This is a genomic window from uncultured Sulfitobacter sp. (genome assembly GCF_947499945.1).
Taxonomy (GTDB): Bacteria; Pseudomonadota; Alphaproteobacteria; order Rhodobacterales; family Rhodobacteraceae; genus Sulfitobacter.
Genome location: NZ_CANMQD010000002.1, coordinates 297855 through 322600, shown reverse-complemented (window position 1 = coordinate 322600; position 24746 = coordinate 297855). Strand labels below are relative to the sequence as shown.

General features: G+C 56.4%; 25 protein-coding genes and 2 tRNA genes. 12 read left to right on the top strand and 15 right to left on the bottom strand.

Going from position 1 to position 24746, the window contains the following annotated elements; all coding sequences use genetic code 11:
- The first annotated feature begins 41 nt into the window (after window positions 1-41).
- Genes Q0775_RS11770 through Q0775_RS11755 form a run of 4 tightly spaced genes read left to right on the top strand, consistent with a single transcriptional unit; the run spans window position 42 to window position 3503 of the window.
- Window positions 42-1022 (top strand): glycosyltransferase, encoded by a 981-nt coding sequence (locus tag Q0775_RS11770; RefSeq protein WP_298860801.1) that lies wholly within the window; start codon window positions 42-44, stop codon window positions 1020-1022.
- Window positions 1019-1603, top strand: a complete 585-nt coding sequence (locus tag Q0775_RS11765) for a histidine phosphatase family protein (RefSeq protein ID WP_298860798.1) — start codon at window positions 1019-1021, stop codon at window positions 1601-1603. Before Q0775_RS11770 ends, Q0775_RS11765 begins: the two co-directional genes overlap by 4 nt.
- The gene (locus Q0775_RS11760) at window positions 1600-2733 is read left to right on the top strand and encodes a glycosyltransferase (RefSeq protein ID WP_298860795.1); all 1134 of its coding nucleotides are present in this window, start codon (window positions 1600-1602) and stop codon (window positions 2731-2733) included. The genes Q0775_RS11765 and Q0775_RS11760 overlap by 4 nt, the downstream gene beginning before the upstream one ends.
- On the top strand, window positions 2730-3503 hold the full coding sequence (locus Q0775_RS11755; protein WP_298860792.1) for a polysaccharide deacetylase family protein: 774 nt from the start codon (window positions 2730-2732) through the stop codon (window positions 3501-3503). The genes Q0775_RS11760 and Q0775_RS11755 overlap by 4 nt, the downstream gene beginning before the upstream one ends.
- On the opposite strand, the gene Q0775_RS11750 is transcribed toward Q0775_RS11755, so the two are convergent.
- Window positions 3476-4303, bottom strand: a complete 828-nt coding sequence (locus Q0775_RS11750) for a 3-keto-5-aminohexanoate cleavage protein (RefSeq protein WP_298860788.1) — start codon at window positions 4301-4303, stop codon at window positions 3476-3478. The two genes, Q0775_RS11755 and Q0775_RS11750, sit on opposite strands and share 28 nt — an antisense overlap.
- A gap of 79 nt (window positions 4304-4382) precedes the next feature.
- Window positions 4383-4574, bottom strand: coding sequence for a hypothetical protein (locus Q0775_RS11745; protein ID WP_298860785.1), 192 nt, complete (start codon window positions 4572-4574; stop codon window positions 4383-4385).
- Window positions 4575-4711: 137 nt separating this feature from the next.
- Here Q0775_RS11745 and Q0775_RS11740 point away from each other — a divergent pair, with 137 nt between their 5' ends.
- Window positions 4712-4915 (top strand): DUF3072 domain-containing protein, encoded by a 204-nt coding sequence (locus tag Q0775_RS11740; protein ID WP_298860782.1) that lies wholly within the window; start codon window positions 4712-4714, stop codon window positions 4913-4915.
- Between the two features lie 5 nt (window positions 4916-4920).
- On the opposite strand, the gene Q0775_RS11735 is transcribed toward Q0775_RS11740, so the two are convergent.
- Together Q0775_RS11735 and Q0775_RS11730 are read right to left on the bottom strand one after the other, a co-directional pair.
- Entirely contained in the window at window positions 4921-5418 is a 498-nt protein-coding gene (locus Q0775_RS11735; protein ID WP_298860779.1) for an alkylphosphonate utilization protein, read from the bottom strand.
- A 23-nt stretch (window positions 5419-5441) separates the two neighbouring features.
- Window positions 5442-5672, bottom strand: a complete 231-nt coding sequence (locus tag Q0775_RS11730; protein WP_298860776.1) for a hypothetical protein — start codon at window positions 5670-5672, stop codon at window positions 5442-5444.
- A gap of 211 nt (window positions 5673-5883) precedes the next feature.
- Here Q0775_RS11730 and Q0775_RS11725 point away from each other — a divergent pair, with 211 nt between their 5' ends.
- Window positions 5884-6576 carry a hypothetical protein gene (locus Q0775_RS11725; protein ID WP_298860773.1) on the top strand — a complete coding sequence of 231 codons (693 nt, stop codon included), beginning with the start codon at window positions 5884-5886 and terminating at the stop codon, window positions 6574-6576.
- A 413-nt stretch (window positions 6577-6989) separates the two neighbouring features.
- On the opposite strand, the gene lepA is transcribed toward Q0775_RS11725, so the two are convergent.
- Window positions 6990-8789 (bottom strand): translation elongation factor 4, encoded by a 1800-nt coding sequence (gene lepA / locus Q0775_RS11720; protein ID WP_298860770.1) that lies wholly within the window; start codon window positions 8787-8789, stop codon window positions 6990-6992.
- A gap of 65 nt (window positions 8790-8854) precedes the next feature.
- Between lepA and Q0775_RS11715 the strand changes: the two genes are divergently transcribed.
- Complete coding sequence (locus tag Q0775_RS11715) at window positions 8855-10585, top strand: AAA family ATPase (RefSeq protein WP_298860767.1); 1731 nt, start codon at window positions 8855-8857, stop codon at window positions 10583-10585.
- A gap of 112 nt (window positions 10586-10697) precedes the next feature.
- Entirely contained in the window at window positions 10698-11054 is a 357-nt protein-coding gene (locus Q0775_RS11710; protein ID WP_298860765.1) for a hypothetical protein, read from the top strand.
- Here the strand turns inward: Q0775_RS11710 and Q0775_RS11705 are convergent.
- The 7 genes from Q0775_RS11705 to Q0775_RS11675 all read right to left on the bottom strand — a co-directional run bounded on the left by Q0775_RS11705 (window position 11051) and on the right by Q0775_RS11675 (window position 16278).
- Window positions 11051-11515, bottom strand: a complete 465-nt coding sequence (locus Q0775_RS11705; RefSeq protein WP_298860761.1) for a low molecular weight phosphatase family protein — start codon at window positions 11513-11515, stop codon at window positions 11051-11053. The genes Q0775_RS11710 and Q0775_RS11705 overlap by 4 nt on opposite strands.
- A gap of 3 nt (window positions 11516-11518) precedes the next feature.
- On the bottom strand, window positions 11519-11998 hold the full coding sequence (locus Q0775_RS11700) for a UPF0262 family protein (protein WP_298860758.1): 480 nt from the start codon (window positions 11996-11998) through the stop codon (window positions 11519-11521).
- 481 nt (window positions 11999-12479) lie between these two features.
- Window positions 12480-13781: a histidinol dehydrogenase gene (gene hisD / locus Q0775_RS11695; protein ID WP_298860755.1), complete on the bottom strand. Its 1302-nt coding sequence runs from the start codon at window positions 13779-13781 to the stop codon at window positions 12480-12482.
- A 51-nt stretch (window positions 13782-13832) separates the two neighbouring features.
- Window positions 13833-14336 carry a GNAT family N-acetyltransferase gene (locus Q0775_RS11690; protein WP_298860753.1) on the bottom strand — a complete coding sequence of 168 codons (504 nt, stop codon included), beginning with the start codon at window positions 14334-14336 and terminating at the stop codon, window positions 13833-13835.
- Complete coding sequence (locus Q0775_RS11685) at window positions 14336-14806, bottom strand: DUF2948 family protein (protein WP_298860751.1); 471 nt, start codon at window positions 14804-14806, stop codon at window positions 14336-14338. Before Q0775_RS11685 ends, Q0775_RS11690 begins: the two co-directional genes overlap by 1 nt.
- Window positions 14803-16074, bottom strand: a complete 1272-nt coding sequence (gene murA / locus Q0775_RS11680) for a UDP-N-acetylglucosamine 1-carboxyvinyltransferase (protein ID WP_298860748.1) — start codon at window positions 16072-16074, stop codon at window positions 14803-14805. Before murA ends, Q0775_RS11685 begins: the two co-directional genes overlap by 4 nt.
- Window positions 16075-16077: 3 nt before the next feature.
- Window positions 16078-16278 carry a hypothetical protein gene (locus tag Q0775_RS11675; RefSeq protein WP_298860746.1) on the bottom strand — a complete coding sequence of 67 codons (201 nt, stop codon included), beginning with the start codon at window positions 16276-16278 and terminating at the stop codon, window positions 16078-16080.
- 95 nt (window positions 16279-16373) lie between these two features.
- On the opposite strand from Q0775_RS11675, the gene Q0775_RS11670 reads away from it, so the two are divergent.
- Window positions 16374-16448 (top strand) — tRNA-Thr (locus Q0775_RS11670).
- 569 nt (window positions 16449-17017) lie between these two features.
- Here Q0775_RS11670 and Q0775_RS11665 read toward each other — a convergent pair.
- Together Q0775_RS11665 and Q0775_RS11660 are read right to left on the bottom strand one after the other, a co-directional pair.
- Window positions 17018-18163, bottom strand: coding sequence for a lytic murein transglycosylase (locus Q0775_RS11665; protein WP_298860743.1), 1146 nt, complete (start codon window positions 18161-18163; stop codon window positions 17018-17020).
- A gap of 120 nt (window positions 18164-18283) precedes the next feature.
- The gene (locus Q0775_RS11660; RefSeq protein WP_298860740.1) at window positions 18284-18733 is read right to left on the bottom strand and encodes a CreA family protein; all 450 of its coding nucleotides are present in this window, start codon (window positions 18731-18733) and stop codon (window positions 18284-18286) included.
- A 105-nt stretch (window positions 18734-18838) separates the two neighbouring features.
- Between Q0775_RS11660 and Q0775_RS11655 the strand changes: the two genes are divergently transcribed.
- The 3 genes from Q0775_RS11655 to Q0775_RS11645 all read left to right on the top strand — a co-directional run bounded on the left by Q0775_RS11655 (window position 18839) and on the right by Q0775_RS11645 (window position 21729).
- Window positions 18839-20074, top strand: a complete 1236-nt coding sequence (locus Q0775_RS11655) for a putative DNA modification/repair radical SAM protein (RefSeq protein WP_298860737.1) — start codon at window positions 18839-18841, stop codon at window positions 20072-20074.
- Complete coding sequence (locus tag Q0775_RS11650; protein WP_298860734.1) at window positions 20071-21474, top strand: UdgX family uracil-DNA binding protein; 1404 nt, start codon at window positions 20071-20073, stop codon at window positions 21472-21474. The genes Q0775_RS11655 and Q0775_RS11650 overlap by 4 nt, the downstream gene beginning before the upstream one ends.
- Before the next feature lie 178 nt (window positions 21475-21652).
- A tRNA-Met gene (locus tag Q0775_RS11645) sits at window positions 21653-21729 on the top strand.
- A 142-nt stretch (window positions 21730-21871) separates the two neighbouring features.
- On the opposite strand, the gene Q0775_RS11640 is transcribed toward Q0775_RS11645, so the two are convergent.
- Complete coding sequence (locus tag Q0775_RS11640; RefSeq protein ID WP_298860731.1) at window positions 21872-24319, bottom strand: calcium-binding protein; 2448 nt, start codon at window positions 24317-24319, stop codon at window positions 21872-21874.
- Between the last annotated feature and the right edge of the window lie 427 nt (window positions 24320-24746).

Genomic DNA, 24746 nt, shown 5'->3' with positions numbered 1-24746 from the left:
TAAAACCACCTGCCGACCCTGTTCCCTCAGGGGACCGCGCAATGGCCCAAAGCCTGTTGGCCGCTTTTGATTACATGGGTACGCATGTTGATATTCCCTGTACATTGCGCAGCCGTGATGGTGTGGGCGACGGCACTATTCAGGCCAACCTTCTGGCCAAAGCTACCGCGCTGATCCCGCAGATAATCACGCAAGGGCGCGATGCGAACTGGCAGGCTTGGGTGACTTATCACAGCTACTATAAAGCGCCCGATCTCATTGGTCCTGCCGTATCCCGCGCCCTTGGTGTCCCCTACCTGTTGATAGAAGGCACACGCGCCCGCAAACGATTGGGCGGAGCATGGGACGCTTTTGCCCGCGCTGCCGAGGCGGCATGTGATGCTGCGGACGTAGTCTTTTACCTGACCGAGCGCGACCATGAAGCGCTGGCAAAGTATGCGCCCCAAAGTCAGCGGCTTATACATCTGCGGCCCTTCCTGTCCCAGACTGGGTTACCCCGCACCGCGCATGGCACGCACTTTCTCAGTGTGGGAATGATGCGGGTAGCTGCCAAACTGCCCTCCTACCAGATCATCGCGGATGTCATGGCCCTGCTGCCTGAAACCACCCAGCTTGAGATTGCAGGCGACGGCCCCGCCCGAGCTCAAGTCGAAGCTGCCATGGCGCCGCTTGCAAATCGTGTGCGTTTCCTCGGTGCCTTGGATCCTGACGACCTTGCCGCCGCGTACGCCCGCGCTGGCGCCTTGATCTGGCCCGGTGTGGATGAGGCGTTCGGCATGACCTATCTGGAAGCACAGGCCTATGGATTGCCCGTCATCGCCCAAGACCGCCCGGGCGTGCGCGATGTCCTATACCCTCGGACTTATCCATCTGTCGATGCTGGCGCAGCTGGTATGGCCGAATTTGCCATGATACCTGCACCCGCCCCTGACGATATCCGCGCATATATGGCCAAACATCATCTTCTACCTGCCGCCGCCAAGACACTGCGCACTGGGCTGAGACAGGTAGGCGTCACATGATCCGCCTTGCACTCTTGCGCCACGGCCACACCACCTGGAACCGTGAGGGCCGTGTTCAAGGGCGTAGCGACATCCCGCTGGATGCTTATGCCGTACAGGAACTTGGCGCACTACGCCTGCCCACACCATGGGACAGCGCTGATTTGTGGTCCAGCCCGCTGGAACGTGCGGCCCATACCGCCCGATTGGTCGGTGGACACGCGCCCAAAACCGACGCTGCGCTCATGGAAATGAACTGGGGCGATTGGGAGGGGCGCAAAGCCGCAGAACTGCGTTCCGACCCTTCCTGTGATCACCGCGATATCGAAACATGGGGTTGGCACTATACGCCTCCGAATGGAGAGTCGCCCGCAGCGCTGCATGCGCGTCTATTGCCATGGGTGGCACAGCGAAAAACCAATACGGTCGCCGTGTGCCATATCGGTGTGATGCGCGTATTGATGGCCCATGCGACAGGATGGAATTTCGACGGTCTTGCCCCTTTTGCAGTCAAGCGAAACCGGTTGTTTGTGATCGAAATAAGGGGCAACGACTGGACCTTACTGCCCGACTCCATCAGATTGGAAAGCCGCCCGCCATGAACGTTATGATTGTTGTCACCCATCTGCTTGGCACCGGGCATTTGGCCCGAGCGCTCACTTTGGCACGTGCGTTTGATGCTGCGGGAGATGCTACTTGTGTGGTGTCAGGCGGGATGCCTGCGCCGTTACTCACCAAAAATGGGGATAAACTGGTGCAACTGCCACCCCTTCGCTCCGACGGGGTTAATTTTTCCCGCTTGCTCACATCTGAAGACACGGTCGCCACACCAGACTATCTGGCCGCTAGGGAAGATACCCTACTTTGTGCATTGGCCGCTTTCCGCCCCGACATCCTCATTACCGAGCTTTTTCCCTTTGGTCGCCGAATTTTGCGGGACGAATTTCGCGCTCTGCTGGATGCCGCTAAAGATATGCAAAAACCGCCACTGATTTGCGCCTCTGTACGCGATATTCTTGCACCGCCATCCAAACCACAAAAAGCAGCCTTTGCCGATGAAATGGTGAGTGCGTATTATGACAGCGTTCTGGTCCATTCCGATGAAAAATTCACCTCGCTGGACACCAGTTGGCCTGTGTCATCCACCTTGCGGGCAAAGTTAAATTACACAGGCTATGTCACACCGACGGCGGTGGGTCCGCATCCTGATAAGGTTGGTGCAGATGAGGTTATTGTCAGTGCTGGTGGCGGCGACGTAGGCGGGCCGATTTATGAGGCGGCGATGACGGCAGCAGCGCAGATCAAGAAGCCAATGCGTATCCTTGTTGGCGGTGCAAATCCGGATGATCGCATCAACGCACTGCGCAAAACGGCACCACCAGATGTGATTGTAGAGCCCGCGCGGCCCGACTTCCGCCAGATGCTCCACCATGCCGCCGCATCTGTTTCGCTCTGCGGGTATAATACCGCGCTCGACATCTTGCAGGCAGGCACACCTGCGGTGTTCATTCCATTCGATGAAGGGGGCGAAGTCGAGCAAGGCCTACGCGCCTCTGCCCTTTCAGCACAAGACGGGATCAGAATGCTGTTACGCGCGGATCTTACCGCCCAGAACCTCTGCACCGCAATCGATGCTGTCATTGCAGAACCGCGCCGGAACAGAAGCCTTGTGCGTTTTGATGGCGCGGCCCGAACAGTCGCAGTCACCCATGCGCAAAGGAGACAGCAATGAGATTTGACTGGTCCGCTTTGACACAAGAGATGTCGCACTGGCGGAGTGAGAACCTGATTCTCCCGCTTTGGTGGCGAGACGATGACGCCGTGGCAGAGACACCGGCATTGGTAAGACTGTCCGAACTTTCAACAGAAACGGGATTGCCTGTTCACCTCGCTATCATACCCGATTTGATCGAGGACTCCCTGATCGCCGAGGTCAAACAGCAGGCACAGTTGATCCCCGTTATCCATGGCTGGCGACATGAGAGCCATGCGCCTATTGGTTCTAAAAATGCCGAGTTTGGACATATGCGTGCGGATGTCCCAGCAGAGCTTGGCCAGGCTTTTGACCGGATGAAGGACAGCTTTGGCGACCGGTTGGTTTCGATCTTCGTCCCGCCGTGGAACCGCATCGCTCCTGAAGTACTGCCGATATTAGAAGCATCAGGATATCGGGGCCTGTCGACCTACGGACCCCGCCAAGCCGTTCAACCCATTCAAAACATCACGCAGATCAACACGCATATTGATCCGATATTCTGGCGTGGTCACCGGGGGTTGTCGGATCCCGAAGAACTGGTCATCGGAATTACTACGACCCTGCGCGACCGCCGTATGGGTCTGACGGACAAAGAGGAACCACTTGGCCTGCTTACCCACCATCTGGTCCATACCGAAGCGGTATGGGCATTCACCGGCGATCTCGTTCGGGTTCTGCTCGATGCTGGCGCCATCCCCGCCGATATCGCAGGGCTACTTCAGGCGGGGCGCAGGCCAAGCATCTGACGCGCTTGGGTCGGGGTTGCTACTGCGCGCTCATACTCGGCGCACAGTTTAGCGGCGCGTTTGATCAGGGCCGCATTAGAGGGGGCAAGCGTGTTTTTGTCGAGGCGGACGTTGTCTTCGAGACCTGCTCTTGCGTGGCCCCCTGCGGCAATGGCCCATTCGTTGAGGATGATCTGGTTAGGGCCTACTCCGGCTGCGCACCAGAGAGCATCAGGGGCGAGACGTTCGACGGTTTTGATATAGAAATCAAAGGTCTCGCGGTCGGCAGGCATGGCGTTTTTGACGCCCATGACGAATTGGACGTACAGCTGGCCCTTGATGCGGCCATCGCGGTTCATCTCAACCGCTTTGTGGATGTGGCTCAGATCGAAGCATTCGATTTCGGGTTTGACGTCGTATTTCACCATCTCGGACGCCAACCAATCGACCAGCTGTGGCGGGTTCTCATAGACGCGGGTGGGGAAGTTGTTGGAGCCTACAGACAGACTTGCCATATCGGGGCGCAGGGACAGCATTCCGCCGCGCTCTTGACCCGCGCCAGAGCGGCCACCTGTGGAGAATTGCATAATCATATCAGGGCAATGCGCGTTGATCCCCTCCTGCAGCGCCGCGAATTTATCGGGGTCTGAGCTGGGCGTCTCGTCGTCATTGCGCACATGGGCGTGGCAGATGCTGGCGCCTGCCTCATAGGCCGCATGGGTGCTCTCGATCTGCTCGGAAATGGAGATCGGGACGGCGGGATTAGCGGCCTTGGTGGGGACAGAACCAGTGATGGCGACGCAGAGGATGCAGGGGGTCATGAGGCTCTCCAAAGGCAAAAACAGGGTGTCACCCCTTGTACACCCCCTGTGCACCCCCCGTACACCACGTTGGCACTCTTTAATTTGCAGTCAGGTGGGTGATCTTGCGTGCGACCATGTAGGAGATTGGCAGGGCGAGCAGCGCGCCCACGGCGGCAGCCATGAGGATCGGCGGGAAGCTGACGTAGCCCATGACGAGCACGGCGATGACACCACTGCCCGCCAGCGTGGTGGCAATGATGGAATAGAGGATGGAGGCGAGACGGATCATGGGGAGGCTCCTTTGTGCGCGTTGTCAGGAGGAGCATAGGCGCAGCGTGACGGCGCGACCTTGATTCAGGTCAAGATAGCCGTAGCGCGGAACCATTGCGGGTCTGGCGCATTAGACGTGAACAAAAGGAGAATATCATGGAAAACCCAAAGACAGAGCCGACAGGAAATGCCGTCAAAGACCCCGAAGATTGGGTGACGGGCGACGAGCCAATGACGGGCGCGCAGGGCAGTTATCTCAAGACGCTGTGCGAGGAGACGGGCGAGGAGTTTAATGGCGATCTGACCAAGGCCGAAGCGTCAGAGCGGATCGAAGCGCTCAAGGAAAAAGCGGGTCACTGATCCGCTCAGCGCTTTTTGACGAACTCCGTCAGGATCACGATGCGCTGGCCCTCAACGCGGCCCTCGATATGGGCGTCGTTGTCGGGGACGAGGGTGATGCGGTGGACGGCGGTGCCGCGCTTGGCGGTGAAGCCTGCGCCTTTGACGTTGAGGTCCTTGATCAGAACCACGGTATCGCCTGTGGCGAGGGGGACGCCGTTGCTGTCGCGGTGGTTGGTCGCGGCGGCTTGGTTGTCGGCCCACGCTTGGGTTTCGTCGTCGAGGTAGAGCTGTTCGGCCAGATCGCGGGACCAGTCGGTGTCGAGACGTCTTAGAGTGCGCAGGGCGAAGACTTGGAGGGCCGCGTCTTCGGACCACATAGTCGAGGCGATGGCGCGGAAATGATCAGGGGGTGTTTGGGGGTCGGCGCAGGTGGCGCAGATGGTGATGGAGGCGTCAGCGGGGCCGCCTGTGACGGGGGTGTCGGTGAGGGGCGCGTCAGTGGTGCAGAGGGGGCAGGTCATTTTGGGGTCCAGTCAGGTCGGTTTTAGCGGATGTACCACCGATCCTGCGGCGTGCCATGTTTTTCGTCAGGCTCTGACCAGTCCATTTGTTTTAGAACGGCGTAGGTCGCGGGGAGGGAGATTATGGCACCCACGATCATGGAGGTGATCATGGAGGTCCACGAGAAATAGCCCGCGACAATGACGGCCACGACGAGCGCGCCCGAGAGGGTGGAGAAGACGATGGAGTAGATGGCGAAGGCGAAGTGGATCATGGGGGGCCTCTTTGGGTTATTTTAAAGATAGGCTATTTGGAGCAGTCTTCAATTAGAGGCACCGCGCACGAACAGAGGGGCTGGTGCGAAGCGCCCTTCCCTTAGGCGCGGTTCGGGCGCTGCCAAATCAGGGAATTGGCTTTCTCCGAAGGCTTGATAAGATAGAGAAACTTTCCTAATGCAAAACAAATATTAGAGACGGATCTAAAAAATGGACATTTTGTTAAATACGTGGGAATTTGAATACGCTCTTGTCCCCTGTATAATTGCCTATCTCATTTTTGATTTACCAATTATCTATCGAAGAGTGACTCGCAAGGCTTATGTACCCATTTATTTCGCTTTTTTTCCTTACGGCTTTTCTGACGAACTGTATGCGAAGTATTTTGATGAAGACCGCTTTTACATGGTTGGAGGTCCATACCGCGCAGTGGACAAGTCGAAAGCGCGGACAAGTATCATATGGGTTTCAGTCCTTTCACTCGTTCTCACAATGGCAATAAGCCCCTTTATTTCTGGGATGTTTGGCCACTATATCTTGAGTTCTGAACAATTCACACAGTTCCTTTGGACCCTCGGGATCATCAAGGCAGTTCTTCTGGGTACTTCTCTCTATAATTTACGTTGGGAGTACCAAATAACCGACTATGTTCCCATCTCATATATCGCGTTGATCTACATAATATATTGGGGTGCGCTATTAACGCTTACGATCAACTCGTACGGCTGGATTGCTGAGCAGGACTCAATCGGTGGATTTTCTTCGGTAATGCTGAGCCTATGGGAGTTCTTTCTTTATGACATCGGCATTCAGCTGGCATTAGTTGCTGCACTTGGTGCACTAATTCCGTGGCGCTTAACCCAGAACTTTCACCCAATGGACAACGAAGACGAAATTGAATGATCAACACGCGTCGATCACAAATATTTCGTTGCGTATCAGAATTTAACGAATTTTCATCAGATGTACGGGCTTACGCAGCTGCGCTGACGATATCTGAAATGCAATTTCGACCATTCTATTTTCGATTTATAGAATATTCTTATGTAATGATATTGATCTCGCTTGGTTTAAATCCAAGCCGAGTTTCAATAGGAATCAGTCAACTCTCGCTCCGTCATATTCGGCGAATTGAGGGTCTATCAAGCCTCCAAGGACTTGTACGGAGTATGGACGGGCGCTTCTCTCTGTTAGTTTGTTGCAAGTTAATTGAAGAGATGAATGCCGATTGCATTGACGACGTCATAAGTGAGTACAATGGTAATGCTCTGCCTTACTATCGTAGAACTGTAAAAAACGAACTTCGTCTGCTGCAATCATCCATCCATTTTCAGCGCTGAGATAAAGGCCTCTTGAGGTATATTAACGCTCCCAAACTGCCGCATCTTCTTCTTACCCGCCTTCTGCTTATCCAGCAGCTTGCGTTTACGCGAGGCGTCGCCGCCGTAGCATTTGGCCGTCACGTCTTTGCGCATGGCCGAGAGTGTCTCGCGGGCGATGACTTTGCCGCCAATCGCCGCTTGGATCGGGATTTTGAACATGTGACGGGGGATGAGGTCTTTTAGTTTTTCGACCATGGCGCGGCCGCGCATTTCCGCACGGTCGCGGTGGACCATGGTGGAGAGCGCGTCGACAGGCTCGTCGTTCACGAGGATGGACATTTTGACCAGTGCGTCCTCGCGGTAGCCGATCATCTGGTAGTCGAAGGACGCGTAGCCTTTGGTCACCGATTTGAGGCGGTCGTAGAAGTCGAAGACCACCTCATTGAGCGGCAGGTCGTAGACGACCATCGCGCGGGAGCCTGCGTAGGTGAGGTCCATCTGGATGCCGCGGCGGTCTTGGCACAGTTTGAGGACATCGCCCAAGTATTCGTCGGGGACGAGGATGGTTGCTTTGATCCGCGGCTCTTCGAGGTGTTCTACAAACGTGAGGTCGGGCATGTCGGCGGGGTTGTGCAGCTGCTGCATGGTCCCGTCCTTCATGTGGATGTCGTAGATGACGGAGGGGGCCGTTGTGATGAGGTCGATGTCATACTCCCGCTCGATCCGGTCGCGGATGACTTCGAGGTGCAGCAAGCCAAGGAAGCCGCAGCGGAAGCCAAAGCCGAGGGCGGCGGAGGTTTCCATCTCGTAGCTGAAGCTCGCGTCGTTGAGGGCGAGTTTTTCGATGCTGTCGCGGAGGTCCTCGAACAGGGCGGCGTCCACGGGGAAGAGGCCACAGAAGACGACGGGCTGGGAGGGTTTGAAGCCGGGGAGTGCTTCTGTGCAGCCGCGTTTCTCGTGGGTGATGGTGTCGCCAACGCGGGTATCGCGGACCTGTTTAATGCTCGCGGTGAGGAAGCCGATTTCGCCGGGGCCGAGGACGTCGATTTCTGTCATGGCGGGGCGGAAGACGCCGATGCGGTCGACGTGGTGGACCGAGCCGTTTTGCATCATCGTGATTTTGTCGCCCTTGCGGAGCTGCCCGTCCATGATGCGGACGAGGACGATCACGCCGAGATAGCTGTCGTACCACGAATCGACGAGCATCGCTTTTAGCGGGGCGTCGAGGGTGCCTTTGGGGGCGGGGAGACGGTGGACGACGGCCTCTAGGGTTTCGACAATGCCTTCGCCCGTTTTGGCGGAGACGCGGATCGCCTCAGAGGCGTCGATGCCGATGACGTCCTCGATCTGTTCGGCGACGCGGTCACAATCGGTGGCGGGCAAGTCGATCTTGTTCAGGACGGGCACGATCTCGTGGTCAGCGTCGAGCGCGTGATAGACGTTGGCCAGCGTCTGGGCCTCAACGCCTTGGGTGCTGTCAACAACCAGCAGAGAGCCTTCAACCGCACGCATGGAGCGGGAGACCTCATAGGCGAAATCGACGTGACCGGGGGTGTCGATCAGGTTAAGGACATATTCCTCGCCGTTGAGCGCTTTGTAATTGATGCGCACGGTCTGGGCCTTGATCGTGATGCCACGCTCGCGCTCGATGTCCATACTGTCGAGCATCTGCGCCTTCATATCGCGCAAGGCAACGGTCTGCGTCTCTTGGATGAGGCGATCAGCGAGGGTGGATTTGCCATGGTCGATGTGGGCGACGATGGAGAAATTGCGGATGTGTGAAAGTGGTGTCATAGATTTGATATGTAGGGGTTTTGAGGAGCGGTCAAGGTGGATGATGTCGCGGGGAAACTAATAGAATGACGATATTTATCGAGGGCCTTCGACTCGGTGACTACCGTGGGATAGGTAAGACGCAGGAAATCGCGCCATTGAAGCGTTTCAACTTCTTTGCGAGCGCAAACAACAGCGGAAAGTCGACGATTCTTGATTTCCTTGCTCGCTATGGCGAAGCCCTGTCTTCGAATTCCACAAAAGCAATAAATCTGCCCTATTTGGATCAACATCGCGAGAGCGGAAAAACCCACCCAGTAATTGCCGTTGGCATTGAGAGGGACGAATTCCTTGATAAAGTGGAGGAAACTGACAGCGGTCAAACGCGATCAGGTAAATCAATTTCTGATTTTTTTTACGAGCTAAGTGGTGCCTCTGACTTGGTTTGGTTTGAAGCAAATGAAGCAGGCAAAGGTAAATTTACTGCGTTTAAGCACGTTGATCGTAGTACGGTGGGAAGCGCAATGCATAGCGATGACTGGTACGCTCTTTGGAAACGTCTTACCGGTCATAGTGGCGGTGGCCTCTTACAGCACCATGTTCCTGAAACTCTTAGCAGGATCGATGGCATTTTCAGCTTTTCATTTCCGAGCATTCACTTGCTGCCTGCGGTGCGGCAAATTGGCGACGGAGAGCAAGCCTTTGAAGGCCTTGGCGGCGAAGGTCTTATTGGTCAGCTTCAAAGGCTACAAAATCCCTCGATAGAAGAACAAGAAAATAAGACGCAATTCGAGAAGCTTAATCACTTATTGCAGACCGTTCTTGGTAAGCCAGACGCTGAAATTGAAATCCCCCACAATAGAGAAGCCATCATTGTCAGAATGGACGGAAAAGCACTTCCTCTTTCTTCGCTGGGAACAGGGATTGAGGAAGTGATCATGATCGGTGCCTACTGCACCATCTATGACGGCACAATTATGTGCCTCGAAGAACCAGAGCTGCATTTACATCCGATCCTACAACGCCAACTCCTCTCTTACCTAAAGGACAATACTACTAGCCAATACTTCGTCTCTACCCATTCTGCCGCATTCATTGACATGCCAGAGGGCAGGATTTTCCAAGTTGAGAACGATGGAAGTTCAACGACCATTCGGAGTGTCTCTGCTCGCGCTTCACGACGACTGTTGAGCGATCGCTTAGGTTATCGTGCATCAGATGTTGTACAAGCGAACAGTGTGATCTGGGTCGAAGGACCTTCTGACCGAATTTACATTAAGCAGTGGCTCAAACAAGTCGATCCAGAACTGGTCGAGGGTATCGACTATTCGATCATGTTTTATGGTGGGCGGCTTCTGAGCCACCTAACTGGTGAAGAAGACTTGGTTGCCGACTTTATAAATCTGAAAGCGCTCAATCAGAATTCTGCCATCATTTTAGATAGTGATCGGCCAAAGAATGGAGCGCGATATAACGCGACCAAGATGAGAATTCTAAGTGAGTATAAAGAAAATTCTGGTTTTGCTTGGATTACGCAAGGACGAGAGATTGAAAACTATCTTGACGCTGAGAAGTTACATGAAGCATTGAAGTTGGTTCATCCGACCACCTATCAGCTTCCGAACGTAGGGGATGAGTTTGCCAACCGTATGAATTGTCTTAGGTCCAAATCAAGCGATGGAACGAAAATGGGAACGGCAGAAAAGGTAAAAGTCGCGCAAAAGCTAGTTGAGGAAGAGTTGAACCTCGACGTTCTTGACTTAAAAAAGCAGATCAACGGCTTGGCCGCGTTCATTCGCAAAGCCAATCATCGGTAGTCCACTCCCCATTTGCCCCCTGCCCTGCATCTGTGCTAATCTCGCGCCAGAGCAGATAACGCCGCACCAAAGGGGAAAACCCCACCCGCGGCTTGAGACAAAGGCAGAGACTATGAAAACAACGGTTTTGGTACTGGTTGCGGCCACTGCGCTGTCCGCTTGTGGCGGCGGTGGTGCATCAAATTACACGACTCGCGGGGCTTATGCGCCTACGCAGCTTTTTGCCACGGGGCCGATCCAGCGTGCGTGTATGTCGCAGGGGCGCAAGGCGGCGAGTTCTCAGCGGTGTGGCTGTGTTCAGGCGGTTGCGGACCAGCAGTTGTCCAGCGCCCAGCAGCGGCGCGGGGTTAAGGCGTTCAAGGATCCGCATAAGTTGCAGGAATGGCGGCAGTCCGATCGCGCCTCCGACAATGCGTTCTGGGATGTTTGGAAGGCCTTTGGCCAGACCGCATCACGCGTTTGCACCTAGGCTTGTGACTGGGTCGGTTCGCCAAAGCGGTCTTTGAGCCGTGTGGCGATCTGGTCGCGGGCTGCGCGGAATTGGGTGAGTTTTGCCTCGCGCCCCTCGCCCAAGCCTGTGGGGTCGAGGATCGGCCAGTATTCAACATCAAGGTGGAAGTAGCGGGTGAGTTCCAGCGCGCGGCGTTGGGAAGCGGGCGAGAGGGCTATGACCAGATCGAACGAGCTTAGGTCGTCGCCCCAGTTCTCCATCTCGTCAAAGCTGCGCGAGCGGTGGCGGGAGAGTTCCACGCCGAGTTCCTGACAGACGGCGATGGAAAAGCCGTCGATCTCCAGATCATTTTTCACGCCGACGGATTGGACATAGACGTCCATCCCGTACATCTGCTTCATCAGCCCTTCGGCCATGGGGGAGCGGACGGCATTGTGGTCGCAGCAAAAGAGAACCGACTGGGGAAGCTCTTGGGTCACGCCTCAGCCTCCGAAATGCAGGACGCAGATGAGGGTGAAGAGGCGGCGGGCGGTATCAATGTCGATCTCGGCTTTGCCCTCAAGGCGTTCCTGAAGGACGCGGGAGCCTTCCATGTGGATGCCGCGCCGCGCCATGTCGATCGTCTCAATCTGGGCGGGGGGGAGTTTTTTGACAGCGTCGAAGTAGCTCTCGCAGATTTGAAAGTAGTCTTTTACAACTTGGCGGAAGGGGCCAAGGGAGAGGTGGAATTCGGCGGCTTTTTCATCGTCTTCGGTGGCCACATCAAACACAAGGCGCTTGTCGCGGATCGACAGGCCAAGGTGGTAGGGCCCCACGGGGGCGGGTCGGTCATCGCGACTGGGTAGAACAAAAGTGTTGTCTTCGAGCAAATCGAACATCGCGACGCGGCGCTCTTGCTCAATCTCGGGCGTGGGGGCCGGCAAGTTGGCGTCATCAATTACGATATGGGTGATGCGCGACATGGTGTGGCTCCGGTTTGGGCGGTGTGAATCCCCTGATAGACCAGCGACGCGGGTCACGCAATCACTGCGATGGCGAGCATAGATAGCAAGGAAGCGTTGCAAGGCCACCCTGTGACACATGCGTTGCATAATATCACAACGGAACGCATTCGATGCGCCTCAACTCCCTACAGTCGAGCGTCTTGGAACAAGCTGTCTTTGCCACTTTGTACGCCTATTTCTGTGCATGCTAGACTGCCGCAAAAGACGAATTTTCAACCAACGATCCAAGCAAGAAAGCTCGGGTTTGTCGACTAAATCGTTAACTAAAAATGGTAGAAATTCGTTTACCGCACCGCAGTTGGGCTTTCCCACGCAAAGTTTTGAAATAGTGGGCGTGGCTGCCCCGCTTTGCGCTTCGCGACGTTCGCATCAAGATGCGGCAACCCTTTGTCGTGGATGTGTCGGCTCGGCTTCTTGCGCTGCAGCGGCAAAACAGGCGCTAATCATTCAGTTTACGCAGACGGGCCGTTACAGACAGACCGTGCGCTTCAAGGCTCTCGGAACGGGCCAGACGTTCGGCGGCGGGGCCAATGGCGCGAAGAGCAGCGGGGGTCATGTGAGCCAGAGTTGTGCGCTTCATGAAATCCAGCACTGAAAGGCCGGAGGAGAAGCGTGCCGAGCGGGCAGTAGGCAGGACGTGATTGGGGCCGCCAACGTAGTCGCCGATGGCTTCGGGAGTCCATTGGCCCAAAAATATCGCGCCTGCGTGGGTGATCTTGGCGCTCAGTGCGTGGGGGTCGGCAACGCAAAGCTCAAGGTGCTCGGGGGCGATGCGGTCGGTGAGTTTCGCGGCTATGTCGAGGTCAGGCACGGTGATGATCGCGCCAAAGTCGCGCCACGAGGGGCCTGCGATATGGGCACGTTGGAGAGTTTCCAAGCGTTTTTCGACGGCGGCGGCAACTGCCTTGCCGAAGCCGGCATCTGTGGTGATGAGGACTGATTGCGCGCTCTCGTCGTGTTCCGCTTGAGACAGCAGATCAAGGGCGATCCAGTCGGGATCGTTGTCAGCGTCGGCGACGATAAGGATTTCCGAGGGGCCAGCGATCATGTCGATGCCGACTTTGCCAAAGACGCGGCGCTTGGCGGCGGCGACAAAGGCGTTGCCGGGGCCAGTAATTTTATCAACGGGGGCTATGGTATCTGTGCCATAGGCGAGTGCGGCGACCGCTTGTGCGCCGCCGATGCGGTAGACTTCATCCACGCCAGAGATTTGAGCGGCGAGCAGGACCAGAGGGTTGAGGATGCCATCAGGTGTGGGGACAACCATGGCGAGACGCTGCACGCCCGCGACTTTTGCGGGGATGGCGTTCATCAGGACCGAACTGGGGTAGCTCGCGAGGCCGCCCGGCACGTAGAGGCCAGCGGCGGAGACGGCGGACCAGCGCCAGCCAAGAGTGGCCCCTGTGTCGTCGGTCCATTCTTCGTCTTTGGGGAGTTGGCGTTCGTGGTAGGCGCGGACGCGGGCGGCAGCGAGTTCTAGGGCTTTGCGGTCCTCGGCGCTGACGTCCTCGCAGGCTGCTGCGATCTCTGCTGGAGTGATACGAAGGGTGTCAGCGGTGAGCGTGATGCGGTCAAACTTTGCAGTTAGACCAATGACAGCCGCGTCGCCGCGCTTGCGCACCTCCGCAATGATGTCTGCCACTACAGCATCCACATCCGGGCTGTCCTCACGCTTGGCGTTTAGAAGCGTGGTGAAGGCTCCTTCAAAATCGGGGGCAGTGGCGTCTAGGAATACGGGCATGAGGGAAGCTCCTGTGGTTGGACCCCGAGTTAGCGGGGAATGGCGTTGGCCTCAAGAGGGGTGCGGCAGGATGCGCAACAACATCAAGTCATTTTCGGGACCGTTTTCACCGATTACTGCGTTGGGAAGGCGCCCGTACTGAGTGAAGCCCTCCCGCAGATAGAAAGTAACAGCACGGGTGTTTGCCTCGTTAACTGTAAGCTCTAATTGCCATTGGCCCGCACGTGTGGCGTATGCGATTGCGGCCCGCATAAGGTCCCTTGCGAGAGATGTTCCTTGGAAATCAGGTACCACGTAGAGGGGGCCAATCTCGGCACGGTGGCGCATGGAAGGCAGGGTATAGGGATTTAAGCCGATCATGCCGACGGGCTTACCCTCATGCATAGCGAGGAACTTGCCACCGCTTTTCAAGCGGGACACATCATCTTTATCATTGCTGGCCTCATGTTCGGCCAGCGACAGCATGAATGCATGCGGATAGCGCACCATTCCGTCGCGGCGCAGGCTGCGCCATTGGTCTACGTCGTTTTCCGTGGCCTCCCGAATTTCGACCATCAGTCGGGATGGCTAGGGCGTTTTTTCGATGGGGCCGTGTAGGGGCGTGTGACGTCTTTGAGTGTTACGTCCAGCGCTTCGACGGTGAGGCGGATTGCGCCGTCACCTGCCAGCGTGAGGATGATATGGCCTGAGGGGGCGTCTGTTTGCTCAAAGCCGATGTGCAGGAGCGACAAAACCGTGTCGGCATCGCCTTTTGGCACGCCTTGGGACGCGACACTCTGGACGGTGTTGAACATCAGCACGGATTGCACGCGTTCGGGGGCGTGACGCTCAGATCCGTTGTCCTCCCAGCGCATGCGGTTCAGGAGCAGGGCAAAGCGCCCTGCCCGTTTGTCCCACTTCATCTCCGAGGCGGGAAAAACGGCGTCTTGGGTCAGTGAGGAGATGATTTTCAGATCATCCGCGTCCAGAGCGCCGAGGTTGAGGGGGGACTCACCGCCGTCCTCGAATTTTGCATCCATGCTCATTCGTCTTTGATCCGCTCAATATTGGCGCCAACGCCGGAGAGTTTGGCCACGACGTGCTCATAGCCGCGATCAAGGTGGTAGACACGGGAAACTTTTGTCTCACCTTCAGCGGCCATCCCCGCGAGGATCAGCGAGACGGAGGCCCGCAGATCGGTGGCCATGACGGGCGCACCTCTCAGTTTGTCGACGCCTTTTACGATGGCTTTGCCGCCGTGCACTTCTACTTTTGCGCCCATGCGGATGAGTTCGGGAGCGTGCATAAAGCGGTTCTCGAATATCTTTTCTTCCAGTGTCGAGGTGCCTTCAGCTGTGCAGAGGAGCGCCATCATTTGTGCCTGAAGGTCCGTCGGGAAGCCTGGGAAAGGCTCGGTTGTGACATCCACCGCTTTTACGCGATCCGTGCGGCGTTTGACCTTGAGGCCTTTTTCCGTCTCGGTCACTTCGATACCAGCTGCGTCCAGTTTTTCGCAAAAAGCGCCGATGAGGTTGATGCGGCCGCCCAACAGCTCAACTTCGCCGCCGCAGATGGCGGGTGCGAGCATGTAGGTACCAAGCTCAATCCGGTCTGTGACGATGGGGTGTGTGGCGGCACCGAGGCGGTCAACGCCTTGGATCGTGATTGTAGGGGTGCCGTCCCCCTCGATCTGTGCACCCATACGGCGCAGGCAATCGGCGAGATCGACAATCTCTGGCTCGCGCGCGGCGTTATTGATGACTGTCGTGCCCTTTGCCAAAGTTGCGGCCATCATAATGTTTTCAGTTGCACCAACGGAGGCGAAGGGGAAATCAATCACAGCCCCTTTGAGGCGGCCACCGGCGGCTTTTGCATAGAGGTAGCCATCGCGCAAATCGATGCTGGCGCCCATTTTTTCAAGCCCGTCGGTGTGGATGTCCATTGGGCGTGCGCCGATAGCACACCCCCCCGGCAGGGACACTTCGGCATAGCCCTCACGCGCCAAAAGCGGGCCGAGGACCAGATTGGAGGCGCGCATTTTGCGCACGATGTCATATTCGGCGCGGGTGTTGATGGACCCGTGGCAAGACATCGAAATCACGCGACCTTCTTGCAGCGTTGTTATTTCAGCGCCCAATGATTGTAGCAGCTGCGTCATGGTGCGGATGTCGCTGAGGCGCGGCGCATTGGTGAGGGTCAGAGGCTCCTCACTCAGCAGCGTTGCTGGCATCAGGGCGAGTGAGGCATTCTTTGCGCCTGCGATCGGAATTGAGCCTGAGAGCGGACCGCCGCCCCGTACCAGAATTGCGTCCATGCCTTAGTCTTCCTTGTGTTGCGCGTCTTGCGCTGTGCCTGATGTATCGCTCTCGGAAGCGCGTGCGCGAGCTTGTCCCTTGCGCCGTGCCATATTGGCTTTCAGCGCTTGAGCCAGCCGCGCCTTTTTGCGCGCAGCTTCTGCCGCTCTAGCCGTTTGGGCCTGCGATTGGTCGCTTGTTTGAGAGGGCTGTTTGTCTGCCATGACGCTTGTCTAACGCAGCGATGCGGCGGGGTCCAGATAGCTGAGAATTTGGCTTGCACGGCGCGGCATTTGCCGCTAGTCAGCGCGGTACCAACGCTGTGGTAGCTCAGTGGTAGAGCGCGTCATTGGTAATGACGAGGTCGGGAGTTCAATCCTCCCTCACAGCACCAGGTTTCTCCGATAATATAAAATATTGATTTTGCGCAAGCTGCCTGCCCTACTTTGCGCAGCTTATGGTGCCGCCGTGCGCGATAGTCGTACGCTTTGAGCAGTGAGGTGCTGATTGGCTTCGCAGGGGAGTTTGACGTGGCCGAGATGTCCCAGTCGAGGCCTTCCTGATCCGCACGTTAGGCTGCCTGCGGTTTGGCTCCCGCCCGATTTGCATGGTTTTCTGTGTCGATCAGCGCTGCAGCGAGGGCTCGGCGGCGATGCCGATACGGACGGCGGTATAGGCCCCTTTGTCGATGGCTCCCATGGCGCGTTGCATCTCAAAATGGGAGAGGTCCACAGGCGTTAAGAGCCAAGAGTACAAGCGGCAGTGTTTGCATAATGATATCTGCATGTCGGGGCCGCCCCCTAATGTTTTCAATTGTGAGACTATTTCCAGAATTGAGCTCGAATGCGACGAAATATGCAAAATCGGCAATTTGTTTCAAATTGCAACTTCAATAGAAAAGTCATCTGAAATCTTGAAGTTGGGTGATCGCGCAAAACGCTGATTGCGATCACCCCTCTTTAGTTAGCGTAACTGGCTTAGCAGGGATAGGGACGGCTTTCCCGTCACGGGCAGGCCTTGGTTTGCCTGATAGGCGCTGATCGCTTTTTCGCTGTTGGGGCCGATCACGCCGTCACTGCCGCCTGTGTCAAACCCTTTGGCGGTGAGACGCTGCTGCAGGGTGATACGATCATCTTTTGTCAGGCCGTTTGCATCGGGCGGGAAGCTGCCGCGCAAGCGACCGCCGCCACCGATGCGGTCTGCCAGATGGCCCACACCGATCGCGTAGGCGTCAGAGTTATTATAACGCTTGATCGCATTGAAGTTGCGCGTGACAGAGAAGCGCGGGCCGCCCGCCTGTGGTTGGATGGTGCGCCCTTGCGGTGCGCCACTCCCCACTTCGCCGCCCCATTTGGTGCCGCGTGACCAACCGTTCCGCTTGAGATAGGCGGCGGTGGAGGCGAGTGAATCCGTGGGATCTTCGGACCAGATGTCGCGGCGGCCATCGCCAGTGAAATCAACGGCAAAGGCCTGATACGACGTTGGTATAAACTGGGTATGCCCCATCGCGCCCGCCCATGACCCTGTCATACGGGAGGCTGGTATATCGCCGTTTTGCACAATCTTGAGCGCGGCGATCAATTGCTTTTCAAAGAACGCGCCGCGTCGCCCGTCAAAGGCCAGCGTGGACGTGGCCGAGATCACAGGGACATCACCTCTGCGCTCGCCGAAATAACTCTCCAAGCCCCAGATGGCGCAGATGATTTCTGCGTCGACACCGTATTGCCCCTCAAGCGTTTGCAGGGTGCCACGGTGACGGGCAAACGCGGCGCGACCTTTACTGACGCGTTCGTCGGACGCTGCGATGGAAAGGTAGTCTTCAAGGCTGCGCTTGAACTCGGTCTGGTTGCGGTCACGTCTCACGCAACCAGGCAGGAAGCCTGTGCCGCGGAAAGCCTCGGTCAATGTCGCTTGCGAGATGCCACGCGATGCGGCGCGGCTGCGAAAGCCCCTGACCCATGCGTCATAGCCCGCATTGGGGGTCGGGCGCAGATCGGCGGGCAAGCCGCCTGTGTCTGCTCTGCTTTGGTACGTTGTTGCCCCGCCGCCACAAGCGGTGAGGGTGAGGGCGCTGGCCCCCATGAGAAAATGTCTGCGTGAAAATGTCATTATACCTGCTCGCCTGATTGGTCTTTTGACGAATGATAAAGGAATGCAGGCGCGTGGCAACTGCCCTTACTGCGTCGCACGCGGGGCTTTGCCTATGGCTCTTCCCCGCCGCACAATCCGTCAGGGGCGATAGAGTGGCACTGTGGACATCGACATCTTGGCAGAGCCGTTTTGCACGTCGCGTGCGTGGCTGATGTAAATCAGCGTCTGGTTTTTCTCGTCAAAAATCCGCTTTACCTTAATGGATTTAAAAACGATGGAGCGTGACTTGGTGAATACATCCTCGCCCTCATCATCGCGGTCGATATCACCGATTTTAATCGGACCAGTTTGACGGCAGGAGATTGAGGAATTGGACGGGTCTTCAAACCAGTTTCCTTTTTGCAATCGGTCGATTATGCCACGCTCGAAATAGGTGACGTGGCATGTCACCCCGTCGACCTCAGGATCGGCCAAAGCCTCGATTATCAGGTCATTTCCGAGCCAGTCCACATCGACATTGCCGACCTGTTCGGCGGCAAGCGTTGCGGGCAAGGAAAGGGTGAGAGCAGTCAAAATGTGTTTTATCATATCGTTCAACGCAGATGCAGGCTGCGATGTTCCGCCGCATGCAAAATAAACATTCCCGTTTCAATTTGCTTGCCTGCCGGAGGTTGAGAACATTATAAGAACATCATGGCAAAATTGAACCTTCAGGAAAAGCTGGCCCTGCTCAGCGATGCGGCGAAATACGACGCAAGCTGTGCGTCGTCTGGCACGAGCAAGCGCAATAGCGCGGATGGCACTGGCCTTGGCAGTACGGAAGGGTCGGGGATTTGTCATGCCTACGCGCCTGACGGGCGCTGTATCAGTTTGCTGAAAATCCTGATGACGAATTTCTGCATTTATGACTGTGCCTATTGCATCAACCGTGTGTCGTCTCAGGTGCCGCGTGCGCGGTTTACGGTGGAAGAGGTCGTGCATCTGACGACCGAGTTTTATCGCCGAAATTATATCGAAGGCTTGTTCCTGTCGTCGGGCATCATCAAGAGCCCTGATGATACGATGGCCGATATGGTGAGGATTGCGAGAAGTTTGCGGCAGGATCACAATTTTCGCGGGTATATCCATCTCAAAACGATTCCCGATGCCTCGCCCGAGTTGATCGAGGAAGCTGGCCTGTTGGCGGACCGCTTGTCGATGAACATCGAATTGCCGACAGATGCGGGAATCAAAGCTTATGCGCCTGAGAAGGACGGCAACGAGATACGCCGCGCCATGGGGCGGGTGGAGCTGCGCAAGCAAGCCGCCAAGGAACGCACGCATACGGGGCGGAGGAGCGCAAAGTTTGCGCCGGCAGGGCAAAGCACGCAACTGATCGTGGGGGCGGACGGTGCAAATGACGCCACTATTTTGCAAAGCTCAACGCGGCTTTATTCGTCATACAAATTGAAGCGGGTTTATTATTCAGCCTTTTCGCCCATTCCTGACAGCACGGCCTCCTTGCCCCTCATCAAGCCACCATTGGTGCGCGAGCACCGGTTGTATCAGGCGGATTGGTTGCTTCGCTTTTATGGCTATCAAGCAGACGAGATAGCCTCGGCCGCGACGGACGGGATGCTGGATCTGGAGATTGATCCTAAACTGGCGTGGGCCTTAGCCAACCGACATGTCTTTCCTGTGGATGTGAACCGTGCAGGCAAGGATATGCTGCTTCGTGTTCCGGGGTTCGGGACGAAATCGGTGCAGCGCATCCTGTCAGCTCGGCGCAGTGGTGCGTTGGGGTTTGGCGATCTCAAACGCATCGGTGCATTGGTGAATAAAGCCAAGCCCTTTATCACTACTCGCGACTGGTCCCCTGGCGGACTGACCGACGCAGCCAATTTGCGTGCGCGGTTTGCCCCCCCACCCGAGCAGATGAGTCTGTTTTGATCTATAGCCCTCGCCTGCCGCGACTGGCGACTTTTGAAGCATGGCGCGATGCGGCCCGTGCCTTGGCCAGCAATGACATCCCTGCGGATGATATCGAGTGGGCGCTGGAGGGAGAAGAAGAAGGCCTGTTTGGTGGCGGCGCTCCCCTGCCCGTGCCGCGCGAGATATCAGTGCCATCAGCGTTTTTACCTTTGGCCAAACTGGTCTGTGCGCACCGCGCCGGCGGCGTGCATGATCTTCTCTACCGTGTGCTGCTGCGCTGTCGCGGCAATGCGCGGCTGTTGGGAAATCGTGCAGACGCAGAAGTGCAACAATTGGAGGCATGGGCCAAGAACGTCCGCCGCGACATGCACAAAATGAAAGCTTTTGTCCGTTTTCGCGATGTGACACCCCATGGCGCGAACAGGCGGCAATTCATCAGCTGGTTCGAACCTGACCACCGGATCGAGGAATTGATTGCGTCGTTTTTCACGCGGCGGTTTGGCGATATGGATTGGGTGATTGTCACCCCCGAAGTGACCACGCGGTTTGCGGGGGGAGATGTGAGCCATGAAGCGGTGGCCAGCGAGCGCCTTGATCTGAGTGACGAGACAGAAGAGCTTTGGAAAACGTACTACGCCAACATCTTTAACCCCGCGCGCCTCAAGGTGAAGGCGATGCAGTCGGAGATGCCCAAGAAATACTGGAAGAACCTGCCCGAAGCGGATTTGATTCCTGGCTTGATTGCGGGAGCAGAAGCGCGAATGCGCAAAATGCAGGAGGATGCCCCGACCCTACCCCCCATCCGCGCCGAGCGGATATTGGAGCGTCTGCCGACGCGCGATGAAGCCCACGATCTACATGCCTGTGCGCGGTGTCCGATAGGCGCACAAGCAACGCAAGCAGTATTGGGTGTAGGGCCACTCGATTCGCCCTTGATGATTGTGGGAGAGCAACCCGGTGATCGTGAGGATCTTGAGGGTGTGCCTTTTGTCGGTCCTGCAGGGCAATTGCTTGATGCTATAATGAGCGAGGCAGGCCTCGACCGTCACGCAGCTTATGTGACCAATGCCGTCAAGCATTTCAAATTTTCTCCAAGGGGTAAGCGGCGCATCCACCAAAGCCCGCATCGCAGCGAAGTGGAGGCTTGTCGGCTCTGGCTGGAGCAGGAGATTGCCCTCGTTCAGCCTGCCTTCATCCTTGCATTGGGCGCTACTGCAGCGCTGGCGCTCACGGGGGATGGTACGGCGCTGATGGCACGGCGCGGGCGGGTCGAGCGCGGGCGCGAGGGTATCCCCGTTTTGATCACACTACATCCCTCCGCTATCCTGCGCAGCGATGGCCCAACAGCGCTGCGTGAGTTGCTAAAACAGGACTTGGCTAAAGCGGCTAAGATGCAGGAGGAAATCAACACGCTTTGAAGATAGTTGTAATACAACAGCAGAGGAATTTTTTCACATTCCACCACCAATGAGGTAGTCATGCACTCATTAAGAAACCCCAAGCTTACCGCTTCAAATAAAATACTTGGATTTTGACCAAATTTTCAAAATATCGGGTTGCTGTCCTCCTCATCATGACTTAGAGAACCCTCATTGGCGCGGGATGGAGCAGCCCGGTAGCTCGTCAGGCTCATAACCTGAAGGTCGTAGGTTCAAATCCTACTCCCGCAACCAATCAACCGGAAACAGCCCGCGCAGTTTGCGCGGGCTGTTTCGTTACTGCTGATGCAGCTTTCTGGTTTGACTGAGTTTTCAATAAACCGTTGCTGCGCTAACGCCCGACGTCTTTTCCAAGTCATCGGGCGCACAGAAGGGATCAGAAGATAAAGCTTTCGCTTTCAAGCGCTGCCAATTCTGCGGACAGGAGTGTGATTTGGTCGCCTGCTTGGCCAGCGGCGAGTTGGGACAGGTCGATGATTGTTGCCCACCCTTCATCGCGTGCAGCGTCTGTGACTTCTGCAAGATCTGTACCAAAGGCGCTCAGATCGAGGATGTCTGTGCCTGCTTCAAAATCAAAGACAAAATCCTGACCATCGCCCGCTTCGAATACAAATGTATCTGCGGTGGAATCACCGCTCCAGTTGCCACCCCAAAGTTTGTCATTGCCTGCGCCGCCGTGAATTTCGTCTGCGCCCGTTCCGCCGACAATCTTGTCAGTGCCCGCCCCGCCGATCAAAGCATCATCGCCTGAGCCGCCAGCGAGATAATCACTTCCTTCGCCACTGTTAAGCGCATCATCTCCTGCTTCACCACGCAAGCTGTCGTTGCCTTCACCGCCGAGCAGTTCGTCGTTGCCTGATCCGCCCGAAATCAAATCATCGCCCTGATCGCCAGACAGCATATCATTTCCCGCACCGCCATTGATGTCATCGGCACCTGCATTGCCGTAGATTTCGTCGTTCCCTTCCCCCCCGCGCAGGGTGTCGTTGCCGCCCTCCACTTGGGTCAATGTCGGGCCACGCAACAAAACGGCCGCTTCTGCGTCAATCTCGGCGAAGGCATCGGCAGAGCGGGGATCGACGGCACCATCGTTCGAGCCTGTTGAGACCGTTTCGGCCATGAATTCGGCGAATGCTTCGCCCGTGTGCCAATCCATATTGATGCGGAAAATGCCGCCTTGGGTGGAGGTGGATTGATCAAGGTCGTGATCACCATTATTCAGACCGAAGTAGAGATTGCCATCCGCATCGAAGAATACTGCGCCATACGCGCCGCGCGGCATACCATCGAGCATTGTATCACCGTGGAGGGTGCCGGTGATTTCAAGCTCGGAGAATGTCGGTGTGCCGCCATCGGTCACAGTGCTGGTATCGATCCGCACCACACGCCCATGGCCGCCATTGTGATCCGGTGCCACCACCGCGAGGAAGCAGTTTTGCTCGGCGTTGAAAGCGATATCGTATGTGCGGTCTGTGAACATGTCGCTGGGGAAGTGGAAATGCTGGATCACGGGATTGCCATCCGCGTCGAAGTTGTCGACATCGACAACGCTGATGCGGTTCAAGCCGGAGTGGAAGGTCCACAGGTTGCCTTCTGCATCGAAGTCACCGACATAATCGCCGTAAAACCCGTCGCCCACGCGGTAGGCGTCGCCGCTGGCGTCAATCATGACGATGTCGGAGCTGTTGACCTGATTGCCCAGCGCATCCAGACCGCTGGATTTTGCCACGCCGTAGATGAGATTGTCTTCGATGTTGAAGCCAACAGCGTTGATGCGCAAATCGGGTGCATCGCCGATGACAGTGTATTCATTTTTTTCAGCATCAAAGACGTTCAGTTGTCCGTTGATGACCTGATAGAGATTGGACTGGCCTGCGGCGAATGCGTCTACCGTGATCGCGTCCCCCCCGAAGGAGACAGTCGTTTCATAGGAAATGATCGGACCGTCGAAATTGTAGGAGATGCCATCTGATCCCTCAACAGCGCGAAAGCTCAACGCGCCCCCATTTCCCGTGCTGACAACGTCGACTTCGAACGTCTCGTAGGCGCCTGACGTTGTCTCGACCGTGTCGACGACTTCGCCGTTCCAGATGACTTCGACTGTGGCTGAGGAGTTGCCTGCGGAAAAGTTTGCGGCGAGATCAAAGGCGATTGTATATGTCTTTCCTGCGACTGTTGCAGCGGATTGCGAGATTTCTGTTGTGCTTTGGTTGTCGGTAATGGCCCATGCCCCGCCTTGTGCCAATGCTGTAAAAGTAGAGGCATCATCACGCGCGCGGGCCAGCAGATTATCACCCGCCAGATCGCCATAGATCACATCATTGCCAGCACCGCCGTTGACGATGTCATTGCCCAGACCCGCCTCGGCGTAATCATTGCCCTGCTCAAGGTTGACCGTATCATTGCCCAGACCTGCGAAGGCGCGATCATTGCCAGAGCCCGCATTTACGATGTCATTTCCTGCGCCCGAAAACAGCAGGTCGTTGCCGCCATTGCCCAGCAGCACGTCATTGCCTGCGCCTGTGGTGATGATGTCATTGAAGGAGGTGTTTGCGCCATATGTGCTGTGTACCACTGCGGCCTGATTATAGGTCCATGTGCCGTCGACGAGGGTCCATTCTGCGCCGACCATATCGCCAGCGGCGAGATCGTTGCCACGACCTGTTGTGATCTCGTCGTCGCCCTGATTACCGTTGATCCGAATGGCATCCTGTGCGGCGACGGATAAGACCGCGCCGTCGATGTTGTTAAATCCATCGCCCATGATGTCATTTATGGCGGTGCCGGTGAACTCGAATGCATCGTTGCTGAGGTCAATCGTCATGTCGTTTCCTTTTGAATTTCTCAGAGCAAGCATCTCGCTCAGCGTGTCGTGGCCTGACCCTCAGACTGCGTGATTGCGTTTGAGCAAGGCCGTTGATGCTTTATGGCGTTGGGAAATCCGCTTGGGCAGTTTGGCAAACAGATAAGAGATGACCCAAACGGATAGGTCGGCTCTCCTGTCGGATCGACGGTTTGGGCAGGGCGGTAGTTTAGCCTGCGAGGAGATTGCCCCGAAGTGGTAATTTTGCGATGCACCCGCCAAGAGTGCAGTCCGCACAACCAAAAGGGCGCGGTATTTGCAACAACTCTGTATAAATGAATTCAAATGTCTACGGGCGACAAATACGTGCCACTTTTTAAAGTGACACGCGGGCTTGAGGCAAGATTGAGGTATAAAGGCATGCAGCCTGTTTGTGCGTGGACGTCTG

Bases quoted from the DNA above. Each gene is read 5' to 3' on its own strand.
- Q0775_RS11730 (WP_298860776.1), bottom strand. From the start codon at position 5,672: ATGATCCACTTCGCCTTCGCCATCTACTCCATCGTCTTCTCCACCCTC.
- Q0775_RS11745 (WP_298860785.1), bottom strand. From the start codon at position 4,574: ATGATCCGTCTCGCCTCCATCCTCTATTCCATCATTGCCACCACGCTG.
- hisD (WP_298860755.1), bottom strand. From the start codon at position 13,781: ATGCCCGTATTCCTAGACGCCACTGCCCCCGATTTTGAAGGAGCCTTC.
- Q0775_RS11640 (WP_298860731.1), bottom strand. From the start codon at position 24,319: ATGACGATTGACCTCAGCAACGATGCATTCGAGTTCACCGGCACCGCC.
- Q0775_RS11725 (WP_298860773.1), top strand. From the start codon at position 5,884: ATGGACATTTTGTTAAATACGTGGGAATTTGAATACGCTCTTGTCCCC.
- Q0775_RS11710 (WP_298860765.1), top strand. From the start codon at position 10,698: ATGAAAACAACGGTTTTGGTACTGGTTGCGGCCACTGCGCTGTCCGCT.
- Q0775_RS11765 (WP_298860798.1), top strand. From the start codon at position 1,019: ATGATCCGCCTTGCACTCTTGCGCCACGGCCACACCACCTGGAACCGT.
- Q0775_RS11760 (WP_298860795.1), top strand. From the start codon at position 1,600: ATGAACGTTATGATTGTTGTCACCCATCTGCTTGGCACCGGGCATTTG.
- Q0775_RS11735 (WP_298860779.1), bottom strand. From the start codon at position 5,418: ATGACCTGCCCCCTCTGCACCACTGACGCGCCCCTCACCGACACCCCC.
- Q0775_RS11675 (WP_298860746.1), bottom strand. From the start codon at position 16,278: ATGGCAGACAAACAGCCCTCTCAAACAAGCGACCAATCGCAGGCCCAA.
- Q0775_RS11660 (WP_298860740.1), bottom strand. From the start codon at position 18,733: ATGATAAAACACATTTTGACTGCTCTCACCCTTTCCTTGCCCGCAACG.
- murA (WP_298860748.1), bottom strand. From the start codon at position 16,074: ATGGACGCAATTCTGGTACGGGGCGGCGGTCCGCTCTCAGGCTCAATT.
- Q0775_RS11740 (WP_298860782.1), top strand. From the start codon at position 4,712: ATGGAAAACCCAAAGACAGAGCCGACAGGAAATGCCGTCAAAGACCCC.
- Q0775_RS11700 (WP_298860758.1), bottom strand. From the start codon at position 11,998: ATGTCGCGCATCACCCATATCGTAATTGATGACGCCAACTTGCCGGCC.
- Q0775_RS11655 (WP_298860737.1), top strand. From the start codon at position 18,839: ATGGCAAAATTGAACCTTCAGGAAAAGCTGGCCCTGCTCAGCGATGCG.
- Q0775_RS11665 (WP_298860743.1), bottom strand. From the start codon at position 18,163: ATGACATTTTCACGCAGACATTTTCTCATGGGGGCCAGCGCCCTCACC.
- Q0775_RS11690 (WP_298860753.1), bottom strand. From the start codon at position 14,336: ATGGTCGAAATTCGGGAGGCCACGGAAAACGACGTAGACCAATGGCGC.
- lepA (WP_298860770.1), bottom strand. From the start codon at position 8,789: ATGACACCACTTTCACACATCCGCAATTTCTCCATCGTCGCCCACATC.
- Q0775_RS11715 (WP_298860767.1), top strand. From the start codon at position 8,855: ATGACGATATTTATCGAGGGCCTTCGACTCGGTGACTACCGTGGGATA.
- Q0775_RS11755 (WP_298860792.1), top strand. From the start codon at position 2,730: ATGAGATTTGACTGGTCCGCTTTGACACAAGAGATGTCGCACTGGCGG.
- Q0775_RS11770 (WP_298860801.1), top strand. From the start codon at position 42: ATGGCCCAAAGCCTGTTGGCCGCTTTTGATTACATGGGTACGCATGTT.
- Q0775_RS11685 (WP_298860751.1), bottom strand. From the start codon at position 14,806: ATGAGCATGGATGCAAAATTCGAGGACGGCGGTGAGTCCCCCCTCAAC.
- Q0775_RS11750 (WP_298860788.1), bottom strand. From the start codon at position 4,303: ATGACCCCCTGCATCCTCTGCGTCGCCATCACTGGTTCTGTCCCCACC.